Source organism: Dyadobacter chenhuakuii, from assembly GCF_023821985.2.
GTDB lineage: Bacteria > Bacteroidota > Bacteroidia > Cytophagales > Spirosomataceae > Dyadobacter > Dyadobacter chenhuakuii.
This window is the reverse complement of record NZ_CP098805.1, coordinates 4562483-4575523: the sequence shown is the minus strand read 5'-3', so window position 1 is coordinate 4575523 and position 13041 is coordinate 4562483. Positions and strand designations below refer to the sequence as shown.

Sequence of the window (13041 nt, the reverse complement as noted above, 5' to 3'; positions counted from 1 at the left end):
ATTTTGTGGTTCAAGGGCAATGCATGCAGAATCCCGATTGCGAAGCCGACTCGACTACATTCAGTGATACGCTCCGCACGGCCATTGCGTGGCAATGGACTTTTGGCGAAGGCGGCGCAACAGACACCCGTCGCATTGCGCAACATTCCTACTTAGCCCCTGGCTCTTACACAGTTACATTGTTAAGAACATTGAGAGGCGGCGCGCAGCAAACGGTTTCAAAAGTCGTACAGATCGGTGAATTGCCGCCTGCTTTTCAGCAATGGAAAACAGATACAACGATTTGTCCGGGCGATACATTAATCCTGGATCCTTATCCCAACGGCGCGCCCGATGGCGCCCGATATGTCTGGTATCCCAAAGGCGACACGACGCAAACTTTAAATGTCGATAGTTCAGGCTGTTACTCGGTGGAAGTGATCTTGCCCAATGGTTGTAAAATTCAGGATCGGATCAATGTCAAGATCTGTATGGAGCCGTCCAACCAGGAAGGTGCAAAATGGTTTTTTGGTGGAAATGCAGGCCTTGATTTTTCCAATAACCCACCCACCCCGATCACCGATGGAAAGCTCAATACACCCGAAGGAACCTCATCCATAGCCAATTCCAAAGGCCAGTTACTCTTTTATTCTGACGGAATAACGGTCTGGAACAAGAATGGCGACCCGATGCCCTGTTTCGAACAGCCCAATTGTCCGCCGCTGAAAGGAAGCCCGAATTCCACCCAATCCGTCCTCATTGTGCCGCAGCCTACTTGTAAAGGTTGTGAATATTTGTTCAATGTATTTACAACTTCCGATATCAATGGCGAAAAGCTGCTTACGAAAAGCGTTGTGGATATGCGCCGGAACAATGGCCTGGGCGCGATTATTGAAACCAATACATTATTGCAGGAGCCTACGACCGAACGTATAGTGTCGGCCCGTAATGACCGCGACAGCACTTACTGGGTTATTTCCCACGATTACGGCACGAATAAGTTCCGCATTTTCCACGCCACAACCGGCGGATTGGTAGAAAGCAGCGCGCCTGAGTTAGGCATGAAGCATGACAGCCTCGGAAAAGCCGAAGGTTATATGAAATTTTCTTCCCCAGACAGTGCCACCGGACAGCGCCGACTGGCGGTGATCATTCCAGGCCCACCAAAAAATTATGTTGAATTGTTCAGTTTCAATGATTCAACAGGCACATTAACCTATGATAAAACGGTGGATCTGGGAGCCGCGCCGCCCACAGCTTATGGGATCGAATTTTCGCCCAGCGGGGAGAAAATGTACATTTCATTTTCGGGTGAAAACGGCACCAGTTCTTATTTAAAACAATACGATCTCACATTGCCCGACAGTTTGCTGACAGAAACTGCCATAACCATTGATAGCTCTGCCAACCGAAAGTTCGGCGCATTGCAATTTGGTCCCGATGGCAGGATTTACATGGCGATTGAAGGCAGTGAATATCTGGCGGTTATTGGTGAACCCGAGGGGAACTCGCTTACTGGGGTGGAATATGAGCGCGATGGCGTGAGTTTAGGCGGCAAAAAAAGTCAGTTAGGTTTGCCGAATATGGTGCAGGATTTCACGCAGGAATCATCAGGTCCCGGTTTTGAGGCAAATGGTTTTTGTACGAATGAGCCCACAACGTTCGAGGCCAGCCCTATTTGCGATCCGATCGAAGACACTTATCAGTGGGATTTCCTTGGAGACGGCAGCTTTACAGCACCTTCGAAAGAACAAAAAGCAACTTACACCTATACAAAGCCAGGCACATACATGGTCCGCATGCGTGCGACCAATAAATGTAAAGACACAACAATTGTTCAGGAAGTCGTGATTTTCGAAACGCCTCCACCGATTAATCTGGGTGCTGATAAAGATACTTGCGGTGCATTTGTTCCTTTGGATATGGGCGTTCAGGCTGAGGTTTATGCCTGGATCAACCGCGGAAGGGTTGTAGGACGTGGAAAAACTTATAATGCAACTGCGACAGGCCGTTACATTGCCGTTGCATTCAATGGTCCGCAAGGCGAATGTTTCTCTGCCGACACCATTGAAATCACCTTGCGCCGCCCGCCGGCTGTGAGCATCGGGCCAGACACAACATTATGCCGCGACAGTTCCATTGTCCTAACCGTGCCAAGCGAAAGATGGATTGAGTTCAACTGGAGCACCGGCGAAGACACCAGGGACATTACAGTGGCTCAGCCAGGTTCTTATTTTGTGATCGTAAAAGACCGCAATGATTGCTATAACTCAGACACCATTCAGGTTGGCGAGCGTCCTTCACCGATTTTGAATCTCTTACCTGAATACGCGATATGCATTCCGGATGGACAGTCTGTTATTCTGGATGCAAACGGACAAGGCGTCCAATCCTATGAATGGCCGCATTCCGGCGACACCACGCGGACGGTGACTGTGGGCGCAGAAGGGACTTACACGGTGATCGCCGTCAATAAAGAGGGTTGTGTAGCAAGTCAATCGACCGAAGTTGTGGATCGCTGCGAGCCTCGGTTCTTCATTCCGGATGCATTTACGCCAGACGGCGAAGGGCATAATGAGATCCTGGAAATTTTTGGGGCTTATTATACCAATTTCTCCATTCGCATATATAACCGCTGGGGTGAAGTAATTTATGCTTCTACCAACATTGAAGACCGTTGGGATGGAACGTATAAAGGCCAAAAAGTGCAGCCAGGCGCCTATCCTTATGTGATCTCCTACGAGGCGCTTTACTATCCCGAGCGCGCCCCTAATGTGAAGCGGGGATCGGTAATGATCATCCGGTAAGCTTCTTTTTGCAGATTAAAACGAGTATTTTTTTGTTTATTTAGCCGACTATTATGCGTCAGGATTATTTGTCCGGAGATAAAGAAAATCTTTCCAATACTGAAAAAGAAGTTGAGCGCGCATTGCGACCGCTTACTTTTGACGACTTTACAGGTCAGGACAAAATTCTGGAAAACCTTAAAATCTTCGTTCAGGCAGCGCGCCAGCGTGGCGATGCGCTGGATCATGTATTGCTTCATGGGCCTCCGGGACTTGGGAAAACAACATTATCCAACATTGTAGCCAATGAATTAGGCGCTGGAATCAAGATCACTTCCGGGCCCGTTCTTGACAAACCAAGTGACCTTGCCGGCTTGCTGACGAATTTGCAGGAGCATGACGTTTTATTCATCGACGAAATCCACCGCTTAAATCCCATCGTCGAAGAATATCTGTATTCGGCAATGGAAGATTATAAAATCGACATTATGCTCGATAGCGGGCCCAATGCACGCAGCATTCAAATAGGATTAAACCCTTTTACATTAATAGGAGCAACAACACGCGCCGGAATGCTTACTTCTCCTCTTAGGGCGAGATTTGGCATTAATGCACGTCTTGAATATTATGATGCGGAATTGTTATCCACGATTTTAAAGCGTTCCGCAGCTATTTTGGGAACGCCGCTGGAAGAAGATGCCGCCTACGAAATTGCTCGTAGAAGCCGCGGAACGCCTCGTATTGCAAACAATCTATTGCGACGAACACGTGATTTTGCACAAGTAAAGGGAAATGGAAAGGTTACCGTTCAAATTGCTGAAATGGCATTGCTGGCGCTGGATGTAGATCAGAATGGCCTTGATGAAATGGATAACCGCATTTTGTCTACCATTATCAACAAATTCAAAGGCGGACCGGTTGGAATTTCCACCATTGCAACGGCTTGCGGCGAGGAAGCGGAAACGATTGAGGAAGTGTACGAGCCATTCCTGATCAAAGAGGGATATATGAAACGGACTTCGCGCGGACGTGAGGTTACGGAGAAGGCTTACAAGCATTTAGGCATCCTACCGACCTATCGTTCAGGAGAATTATTCTGATCAAATACTCCGCGAAGTTTTAAGAATTAATCGCGAATTAACATTGAAATTTGTATTTTTGCGGTAAATTACTAACCGCCTCTATGATTGAAGTACTGGTTTCCGAAAAATTGGTTGTGAGAGTGCCCTGTGCTGTGATTGAACATAATGGAAAAGTACTGGCTGGACAACGTAGCGCTGCATTATCTTTCCCCTTGCAATGGGAATTCCCCGGCGGCAAGCAAGAGAAAGGTGAAACGGACGAACAGACACTCGCCCGCGAAATCATCGAAGAGCTTAATGTTGAAATTGAAATAATTGACCGGCTGCCCGAAACTTCCAAAGATCAGGGCTGGCGCGAAATTATCCTCGTTCCCTTCGTTTGCAAACTCAAAACACTCGACATTACATTAACCGAGCACGAACAGATCCTGTGGCTTACGCCAGGGCAATTGCCCACACTGGATTGGACCGAAGCCGACCTGAATGTGATCGAAAACTATTATGGCTATTTAGCGGCTAAAAAGTAGCCGTTGCCCCTTCTGATTTTCATTGAATTTCCCGTTCTCAAAAACCAGATTTCCTGACACAAATGTATGGGTTACACTGGATTGAAAATTAACTCCCTCGAACGGCGACCAGCCGCATTTTGAATAGATATTACCCGGCTCCACCGTCGTTTGCGCATTCAAATCCACTAAGATCAGATCTGCCCAGTAACCTTCACGTATATAACCGCGTTTGCTGATTTGGAATAAGTCGGCAACAGCGTGGCTCATTTTCTCAGCAATTCTTTCAATCGATATTTTGCCGGATTTGTGTAGTTCCAACATTACATTCAATGTGTGTTGCACCAAAGGCAAGCCCGAAGGCGCCTGCCAGTAACCTTGTGCTTTTTCTTCAATGGTGTGAGGCGCATGGTCCGTTGCGATCACGTCGATGCGGTTGTCCAGCACGGCTTGCAGAATTGCCTCTTTATGGTGCGGCGCTTTGATTGCCGGGTTGCATTTAATTTTGTTTCCAAGCGTATGATAATCTTCGGCATCAAACCACAAATGATGGACGCAAGCTTCGGCAGTCACTAATTTCGGCGTTCCGTCGCTCAACAAAATCTGACCGTTTTTCCTGATTCCCGGTTCAAAAAGCACAACCTCATCACCCGTCGAAATGTGCAGGATATGCAGCTTTGTGCCGTGCTTATGCGCAAGTCCGCTCGCGAATGTGGACGATTTCAGGCACGCTTCCTCGTTTCTTATCAATGCGTGAATGTTGTAAGGCACATTCTCGCCGTATTTTTCTTTAAAATGCTCCATTCGCTGCCGCACGGTTGGCTCGTCTTCGCAATGTGTGGCGATGATGCAGGGGGCGTTTGCAAATATTTTTTCCAAAACCTCTGGCGCATCCACAAGCATATTGCCCGTTGACGAGCCCATAAAAATCTTGATCCCGCAAACTTCGGCCGGATTTGTCTTCATCACTTCCTCATAATTGTCATTGGAAGCGCCCATGAAAAAGGAATAATTGGCCAGTGAAGTGTCCGCGCCGATCTTGTATTTATCTGCCAGAAGCGCCTGCGTGAGCGTGTTAGGAACCGTATTCGGCATTTCCATGAACGATGTCACGCCGCCTGCAACGGCTGCTCTGGATTCAGTGTAAATGTTTGCTTTGTAGGTCAGCCCAGGCTCGCGGAAATGCACTTGGTCGTCGATTACTCCCGGCATCAGATACTGCCCTTTTGCATCAATGACCCGATCCGCCGCAATGTGCTGTAAATCTTTTCCGATCCTTTGAATGTGACCATTTTCAATAATTACGTCAAACTCATGGATCTCATTCTCATTGACAACTTGGGCATTTACGATCAGCGTGGTCATTCGGGGGTGAATTTTGATGTGATGCAAAGTTATTTAAAACAACCAAAAATGAATCTGAAAAATTTTTTAAGTGATTTCACCGACCTTATTTTCCCAAGATGTTGTGAAGCCTGCGACAGCTCGCTCGTCGGTAACGAAGCCACCATCTGCACTTCCTGCATGATTTCCCTGCCCAGGATTCATCTCCACGGCCTGCATCAGGATGTTATTCGTTACAAGTTTGTAAATGTTCCCGAAGTGGCTCTGACGCACTCTTTTTTGCTTTTTACCAAAAAAGGAAAAGTGCAACGCCTGCTGCATGCATTGAAATACAAAGGAAATCAGGATGTGGGGTTGCTGCTGGGATTTATGTTTGGGCAGGAAATGATGACAGCAGGAATGCTTTCCGAAGCCGAAATGATCATTAGCGTGCCTTTACATGCTAACAAAAAGAAATCAAGAGGTTATAATCAAAGCGATTTGCTGGCAGAAGGTTTTGCTAACGCAACCGGCATTCCGTGGTCAGCAATGATTCTGGAACGAACAAAACACACCGCCACGCAAACGGGCAAAAGCAAAACAGAACGAAGGGAGAATGTAAAAGGGGTTTTTGCCGTGAAAGATCACATTGATTACAAAAACGTAATTATTATCGACGATGTGCTCACTACGGGCGCGACGCTTGAAGAATGCGTGCAGACATTGAAACTCGTAGGTTGCGAATCATTCACAATCCTCACCATTGCATTGGCAGAGCATTAAAAAAGGCGTTGCCCGATGAGCAACGCCTTCCATATATCCTTTTAAATCTAATCCTATTCTTTACGACTTCCAGTTGCGATCATTGCGCAACGGAAACCTACCATTGCAGTCGCTGAATCCTGATCCATGTAGCGACGTGTTCCTGGTGATAACCAGTATGCAACGTCCGACCAGGAACCACCTTTGTAAACTCTCAAATTATCGTTAACCAGGGAGTTGCTGTTTTTGTTATCGTAATTTTTAGCCTCATCCTGATATCCATCGCGACGGAAAGAGTTCAAATCATTTACATCGCTGTTTGAAAGCGGACGATAAACGTCATAAACCCATTCGCTTACGTTTCCAGCCATGTCATAAAGACCATTGTCGTTGGCAGGATACGAGCGAATTTCTTGTGTAATGATCGCTCCGTCATTGGATTTACCTGCGATACCCGCGTAGTCACCAGGACCACGTTTGAAGTTGGCAAGCATTGTTCCCTGCTTACGGCCGCGTGGCTGACGCATTGTGGAACCGTCCCATGGATAAATACGCTGGTTGGATTGATTTTCATCAGAATATTGTGTTCCAATCATCGCAATTGCAGCATATTCAAATTCTGCTTCTGTTGGAAGACGGTAAGGAGGCATTACGTAACCACTTTCAATTCTAAGCTGTGGTGCCGGTGCATCCGTCGCTGCAACTGCCGCGTCTGCCGCTGCTGCATCTTTTTTCTTCTTGCCAAAAGAGAAGCCTTTTTTCTTCTTAGGACCCGCTGCTGCTTGTCCGGCTGTGTTGTTAGCCTGACTTACTGCCGCCGTTCTCCAAGCGCAATAATCATTCGCCTGAACCCACGACACACCCACAACCGGATACAGGCGGAAGCCTGGGTGACGCAAATACATGGTCACATATGAATCGTTGAATGATAATTCATTGTACCAAACATTGGTATCAGGTAATGCTTTACTGTAAAATTCCTCAGATGAATCTCTTTGAACTGCGTTTAGATATTCAAGATAATGGACATTTGCCACCTCTGTCTGGTCCATGTAAAAGGATTGGATACTGACAGTACGCTTTGGATTGTCCCGTCTTCCCATCACTTCCTCTTCCAAAGAACCCATTGTAAACCGGCCGCCTTCGATATAAACAAGGTCGGGGCCTGCTGGCAATGCTTTGTACTGTTTAACCTCGAACCCGTCTTTGCCATTGTAAGCCAAACCCGTTTTAGAGCTCGTTTTACCAGGTTTAAGACTGGTTGGTCGTTTCTTTTTACTACAGGCAGTAGCCGCTAATAACACAATCAGAATCAACGCGATCGACCGGATACCCATCTTATGCATGCAAATCATTGCTTTAAAGTGACTTAAGTGTTTGGTATTTTTATAGTATGCGAAATCGCAAATGTAAGAAATGAAAAGAAATTATTTTTAAAAATCAATTATTGGTCATCGTGACCCGGTCATCTCCATCAGAACCTTTCTGGCTTGCTCAATGCTTTTAATGTCTTCACAAATAAGCATTAACTTGCCTTTCTGGTCTTTTAAAGCAATTTTTCTTGGGTGTTGTTTAATGTAATCAATCACCTGCCCGAACTTCGGAGACTGAAAGAATTCGTCGTTCTGCGAAGTAACGAAGTAGCCTTTCAATGTATTGCTTTTCAAAGTTAATTTTTCAAAATGCAAAAGCTCTGCTTCCCAGCGCAAACGAACGGTTTTCAACAGATCTTCCACTTCGCCAGGAACCGGGCCAAACCGGTCGAGGATCTCTTTCTCGAATTTGGCAAGCTCCTCTTCCGTCGAAATGTTGTCGAGGCGGGTATATAACGACAATCTTTCTGAAATATTTTTGACATAATCATCAGGAATCAGTGTCGCGAAATCGGTTTCGATCTGGCAATCCGGAACCAACTTGGATGGCAGGCCTAAGGCATTGGAAAACAGATCTTTAAACTCATTATTCTTCAATTCTGAAACAGCTTCATCCAACATTTTGTGATATAGCTCATAGCCCAGATCATTCACAAAACCGCTCTGCTCCGCACCCAGCAAGTTCCCTGCGCCGCGAATGTCCAAATCACGCATAGCCACTTTAAATCCATCGCCGAGTTCAGAAAACTCTTCTAATGTCTGCAAACGCTTCCGCGAATCGCTCGCTAATGTGGAAACAGAAGGGGTTAGCAAATAACAGAAAGCTTTTCTATTGGAACGTCCTACACGCCCGCGCATCTGGTGCAGATCCGATAAACCGAACATATGCGCCGAATTGATAATGATCGTGTTGGCATTCGCAATGTCAATTCCAGACTCGATAATGTTGGTCGAAACAAGCACGTCATATTCACCTTCAATGAAATTGACCATTACTTTTTCCAGCTTATCACCGTCCATTTGCCCGTGTGCGATGCCTATGCGCACATCGGGAACGAGGCGCAAAACAATGTTAGCAATGGATTCAATGTCATTCACACGGTTATGGACGAAGAAAACCTGTCCGCCACGCTGCACTTCAAAGCTGATGGCATCGCGGATAAATTCTTCACTGAATGTATGCACTTCCGTCGTAACCGGCTGACGGTTAGGTGGTGGCGTAGCGATAACAGAAAGGTCGCGTGCGCCCATAAGCGAGAAATGCAATGTTCTCGGGATCGGCGTCGCCGTTAGTGTCAGCACGTCCACATTCACCCGCATTTCCTTTAATCTGTCTTTGGCCTTAACCCCAAATTTTTGCTCCTCATCGACAATTAAGAGCCCCAAATCCTTGAATTTCACATCCTTATTCAGAATGCGGTGCGTGCCTATTAATATGTCAATCTTGCCTTCTTCGGCTTGTTTCAGCGTTTCCTTGATCTCTTTGGGAGATTTGAAACGGTTGATATAACCTACTTTTGCAGGAAAATCGCCTAATCGCTCACTGAATGTCTTGAAATGCTGCATCGCCAAAATGGTCGTCGGCACCAGCACAGCAACCTGCTTACTGTCGCAAACGGCCTTAAAAGCCGCGCGGATCGCGATTTCGGTTTTACCAAAACCCACGTCCCCGCAAACCAGCCGGTCCATCGGATGCGCTTTTTCCATATCTTCTTTTACATTGGCTGTCGCCGTAGCCTGGTCGGGCGTATCTTCGTATAAAAAGGACGATTCCAGCTCGGCTTGCATATAATTGTCGGGCGAGAACGGAAAACCCGGTGCCTGGCGCCGCTTGGCATAAAGCGCAATGAGCTCGTGCGCAATGTCTTTGAGCTGCTTCTTGACCTTCGATTTTTTGGCTTCCCATTCACCAGAACCCAACTTGCTCATGGCGGGCGGTGTGCCTTCCTTACCCGTATATTTTGCGATCTTGTGCAGGTTATGCACACTCACATAAAGCAAATCATTGTCTCTGTAAATCAGCCGGATCGCCTCCTGTTCCTTGCCATTTACGTCCTTCCGCTCCATGCCTGCGAAGCGGCCGATTCCATAATCCACATGGGTTACAAAGTCGCCCGGATGCAGCGATTTAAGCTCTTTGAGCGTGATCGCCTTTGATTTGCTGAATTTTTCTTTAAGTCTGTACTTATGAAAACGGGCAAAAATCTGGTGATCGGTGTAGCAAACCACCTTTAAGTTATCATCCACAAATCCTTCCCGCAGAGAAATGTGCATTGGTCGGAATTTTACAAATGGATCCAGGTCTTCAAAAATCCTCTCAAGCCGGTCGAGCTGCTTGGGTTGCTCGGCAACGATAATGTTGACATAACCTTTCGATTGGTTTTCCGAAAGATCGTCGAGCAGTCTTTTGAAATCCTTATTAAATGAAGGCTGCGGTTTGGAAGAATACGGAAGCTTGTTTTCCGTTTTGAAATAACCTTTTTTACCAAATTCAACGGTTTTGAACTTCTTAACCTGGTTCAGAAATCCCCTGCGCGTTTCGAAAAGGTCCTGCGGATTGGAAACGATCTGAATGCCCCCTCCGGTCACTTCCTGCAAGGCGTTTTCCGCTTTCTCAAAACAACTTTCAATGATTTCCAATGTCAGCTCGGCATCCTTAAACCAGAGAACCGTCTCCGGCGCAAAGAAATTTAGGAACGATTCCCGCGTTTCCTGTGACAATTTCTGCTGAATGTCCGGAACAATGTTGATCTGCTTCGCACTCTCGATCGAAAGCTGTGTATCCGGGTCAAAAGAACGGATGCTTTCCACCTCATCGCCAAACAATTCGATACGGAACGGATGCTCATTAGCAAATGAAAACACGTCCAAAATCCCTCCACGCACAGAAAACTGACCTGCTTCAAACACAAAATCCGTAATCTCGAAGCCATAACTGGTCAGAAACTCTGTCAAAAATGACGGATCAAGCTTCTCGCCCACTTTCACCGAAAATGTGTTGGCTTTCAGCGACCGCTTATTGATCACTTTTTCAAACAATGCTTCCGGATAAGTGACGATTTGGGTGGGCAATGATTTGCTGCCGCTCAGCTTGTTCAGGATTTCGCCTCGCATGAGAACATTGGCATTATCCACTTCCTCGTAATGATAAGGGCGTTTATAGGAGGTCGGGTAGAACAAAACTTCCGTTTTGCCGATCAGATTCTGCAAGTCATTCTGAAAATAAGCAGCCTCTTCCCTGTCGCTCAAAATGTAAACGGCCGGGCTCTTCTTTTTTTCCTGGATAGACGCGGCCACAACCGCATCCAGGCTCCCAACCAATCCTTTGATCTGTACATGTGCCGCTTCGGGATCTTTTGAGGCAATTTGCGTACTCAGGATATCGAGATAACTGTCTCCTTTGTAGAGTGTTAGTAAGTCTTTAACTTCCAATTATGTATCGTAAATAAAGCGGTGTTCGCTAAGTGAATGTAAATGCAAAAAGCCGTTTCAGGATTTTCCCTGACCGGCATTTTAAATAACAACGGTTTTATACAAAATGTTTGCCACAAAATGTTTGCCACAAACAGCATATCTCAAATGTCTGCCACTTTGCCTGTCGCGCTATCTTTATCACAAAAATAGCTGGAAACACAGAACACGGCAAATTACAAAATTGTTAATCGCCCCGGAGCTGATATATTTAGCCGAATAATCATTGAAAGCACTGAAAATATGACCGATTGGCTCAATCAAACCATTTCTCTGGCGGGCATTGCCACCACCTGGCTTGAAATACTGGGCTTTATTACCGGCGCAATCTGTGTTTATTTAAATACACAACAGAATGTCTGGGGGTGGTTTTTCGGGATTGTCAATGCGGTGCTGTACGCCATTGTTTTCTGGCAGGTCCGGCTTTATGCGGATATGGGCTTACAAGGTTACTTTTTCGTAACGAGCATTTACGGCTGGTGGATGTGGAAATTTGGCGGAAAAAATCACGACGGGATCAGTGTATCGCGAACGCCAGCCCGGATGTATCCCATTTTCGGATTGATTTTCATTGCAGTAACAGCCTTGTGGGGATTTTTACTAGGCAAATTCACAAATGCCAGCCTGACTTACGCTGACTCCGCATTAACCGTCGCTAGCCTGATCGGGCAGTGGATGATGGCGCGTAAATATCTGGAAAACTGGATCTTATGGATCATTGCAGACGCTTGCTACGTGGCCATGTACTTTTACAAAGACCTGTATCTGACAGCCATATTATATGCCGTTTTTCTTGCGCTCGCGGTTGGCGGTTATGTACAGTGGAGAAAGGACATTACTAAAATTCCTGCAATCAACTAAAAAATCCCGGTCAGCTTAAAACCCAATAAGGAATTTCCTGTTCTTCGAGCAGTGTCCGGATGCGTTCTGAATCGTGAAAAATGATTTGTAGTTCCTTTTTGGGCGTCCCTTCTTCTTCCTCATCCATCCATTTCCAATCCTCCGCAGTCGCGTCAAGAATGTCGATTACGGACAGCAATTTCTCTTCTGATTTCTCTTTTGCGAGCCAGTCTGCCGAATTTTCAATGTATATGATGACTTTTTGCTCCTTGATCCATTCCAGATCATTCAGCATTTCGTCCAGCGCATCCAGATTTTTCCCGTCATATTCGGGGAAATGCATGGCTGTTGAAATTTCCTGGTAAAAATCTTTGAATGAAGTGGCTTTGCTGCCATCGACTTGCGCGATGAATGCGCCCAGAAACAAGGTCCGGACATCCGATTGCTCCCTGGTGATCAGGAAGTGTGTGTTCTTCATATTTTCGGCGGATTACAGAGCTGCAAGTTAGAAAAAATAAAATTGCAACACCGTAAATCAGCTGTCAAAGTCGGAAAACCTCCGGGCAGGAAACTGTTTGCGGCGAATTGTCTGCATTAACCTCCATTAAATCTGCCATGTAATCCCACCACTTTTTCATGATCGGCAATGATGCCAAACCTGCGGTCTGATCATTGCTTCCCAATTTTTGGAATGCAAAAAGGGCTAATGTAACCTCGTCCAGAAAGATGTAATATTCCTTAATGCCCGCGTCTTTAAGCAGTTGCACCAGCTCAGGCCAGATCTCATCGTGGCGTTTTTTATATTCTACCTCATTACCCGGCTTCAATTGCATGCGGAATGCTGAAATTTTGTCCTGCTCCATTAAGGCGATTTTGGTTAAACCCTAAATCTGTTTAAGCCAGGTGCCAACACCTTTCT

At 46.2% G+C, this 13041-nt stretch carries 10 protein-coding genes; 5 read left to right on the top strand and 5 right to left on the bottom strand.

The window, feature by feature from the left end:
- Nucleotides 1–23: 23 nt before the first annotated feature.
- The 3 genes from NFI80_RS19020 to NFI80_RS19010 all read left to right on the top strand — a co-directional run bounded on the left by NFI80_RS19020 (nucleotide 24) and on the right by NFI80_RS19010 (nucleotide 4374).
- The gene (locus NFI80_RS19020) at nucleotides 24–2786 is read left to right on the top strand and encodes a PKD domain-containing protein (protein ID WP_235165815.1); all 2763 of its coding nucleotides are present in this window, start codon (nucleotides 24–26) and stop codon (nucleotides 2784–2786) included.
- A 53-nt stretch (nucleotides 2787–2839) separates the two neighbouring features.
- The gene (gene ruvB, locus NFI80_RS19015; protein WP_235165813.1) at nucleotides 2840–3865 is read left to right on the top strand and encodes a Holliday junction branch migration DNA helicase RuvB; all 1026 of its coding nucleotides are present in this window, start codon (nucleotides 2840–2842) and stop codon (nucleotides 3863–3865) included.
- A gap of 83 nt (nucleotides 3866–3948) precedes the next feature.
- On the top strand, nucleotides 3949–4374 hold the full coding sequence (locus NFI80_RS19010) for a (deoxy)nucleoside triphosphate pyrophosphohydrolase (protein ID WP_235165812.1): 426 nt from the start codon (nucleotides 3949–3951) through the stop codon (nucleotides 4372–4374).
- Here the strand turns inward: NFI80_RS19010 and NFI80_RS19005 are convergent.
- Complete coding sequence (locus NFI80_RS19005; protein ID WP_235165810.1) at nucleotides 4357–5718, bottom strand: dihydroorotase; 1362 nt, start codon at nucleotides 5716–5718, stop codon at nucleotides 4357–4359. The genes NFI80_RS19010 and NFI80_RS19005 overlap by 18 nt on opposite strands.
- Before the next feature lie 48 nt (nucleotides 5719–5766).
- Here NFI80_RS19005 and NFI80_RS19000 point away from each other — a divergent pair, with 48 nt between their 5' ends.
- Nucleotides 5767–6459 (top strand): ComF family protein, encoded by a 693-nt coding sequence (locus NFI80_RS19000; protein WP_235165807.1) that lies wholly within the window; start codon nucleotides 5767–5769, stop codon nucleotides 6457–6459.
- Nucleotides 6460–6512: 53 nt separating this feature from the next.
- Here the strand turns inward: NFI80_RS19000 and NFI80_RS18995 are convergent, their stop codons facing one another.
- Nucleotides 6513–7784 carry an SUMF1/EgtB/PvdO family nonheme iron enzyme gene (locus NFI80_RS18995; protein ID WP_026631927.1) on the bottom strand — a complete coding sequence of 424 codons (1272 nt, stop codon included), beginning with the start codon at nucleotides 7782–7784 and terminating at the stop codon, nucleotides 6513–6515.
- Nucleotides 7785–7889: 105 nt separating this feature from the next.
- On the bottom strand, nucleotides 7890–11243 hold the full coding sequence (mfd, locus tag NFI80_RS18990) for a transcription-repair coupling factor (RefSeq protein WP_235165805.1): 3354 nt from the start codon (nucleotides 11241–11243) through the stop codon (nucleotides 7890–7892).
- Between the two features lie 282 nt (nucleotides 11244–11525).
- Here mfd and pnuC point away from each other — a divergent pair, with 282 nt between their 5' ends.
- A complete protein-coding gene (gene pnuC / locus NFI80_RS18985) occupies nucleotides 11526–12143 on the top strand; it encodes a nicotinamide riboside transporter PnuC (protein ID WP_235165804.1) in 618 nt (205 codons plus the stop codon).
- A 10-nt stretch (nucleotides 12144–12153) separates the two neighbouring features.
- Here pnuC and NFI80_RS18980 read toward each other — a convergent pair whose 3' ends face one another.
- Entirely contained in the window at nucleotides 12154–12600 is a 447-nt protein-coding gene (locus NFI80_RS18980) for a barstar family protein (protein ID WP_235165803.1), read from the bottom strand.
- Nucleotides 12601–12664: 64 nt separating this feature from the next.
- The gene (gene rhaM / locus NFI80_RS18975; RefSeq protein ID WP_235165802.1) at nucleotides 12665–12985 is read right to left on the bottom strand and encodes an L-rhamnose mutarotase; all 321 of its coding nucleotides are present in this window, start codon (nucleotides 12983–12985) and stop codon (nucleotides 12665–12667) included.
- Between the last annotated feature and the right edge of the window lie 56 nt (nucleotides 12986–13041).

What these genes read in the sequence shown, in the direction of transcription:
- NFI80_RS19020 (WP_235165815.1), top strand. Translation starts at nt 24, where the DNA reads ATGCAGAATCCCGATTGCGAAGCCGACTCGACTACATTCAGTGATACG.
- ruvB (WP_235165813.1), top strand. Translation starts at nt 2,840, where the DNA reads ATGCGTCAGGATTATTTGTCCGGAGATAAAGAAAATCTTTCCAATACT.
- NFI80_RS19010 (WP_235165812.1), top strand. Translation starts at nt 3,949, where the DNA reads ATGATTGAAGTACTGGTTTCCGAAAAATTGGTTGTGAGAGTGCCCTGT.
- NFI80_RS19005 (WP_235165810.1), bottom strand. Translation starts at nt 5,718, where the DNA reads ATGACCACGCTGATCGTAAATGCCCAAGTTGTCAATGAGAATGAGATC.
- NFI80_RS19000 (WP_235165807.1), top strand. Translation starts at nt 5,767, where the DNA reads ATGAATCTGAAAAATTTTTTAAGTGATTTCACCGACCTTATTTTCCCA.
- NFI80_RS18995 (WP_026631927.1), bottom strand. Translation starts at nt 7,784, where the DNA reads ATGCATAAGATGGGTATCCGGTCGATCGCGTTGATTCTGATTGTGTTA.
- pnuC (WP_235165804.1), top strand. Translation starts at nt 11,526, where the DNA reads ATGACCGATTGGCTCAATCAAACCATTTCTCTGGCGGGCATTGCCACC.
- NFI80_RS18980 (WP_235165803.1), bottom strand. Translation starts at nt 12,600, where the DNA reads ATGAAGAACACACACTTCCTGATCACCAGGGAGCAATCGGATGTCCGG.
- rhaM (WP_235165802.1), bottom strand. Translation starts at nt 12,985, where the DNA reads ATGGAGCAGGACAAAATTTCAGCATTCCGCATGCAATTGAAGCCGGGT.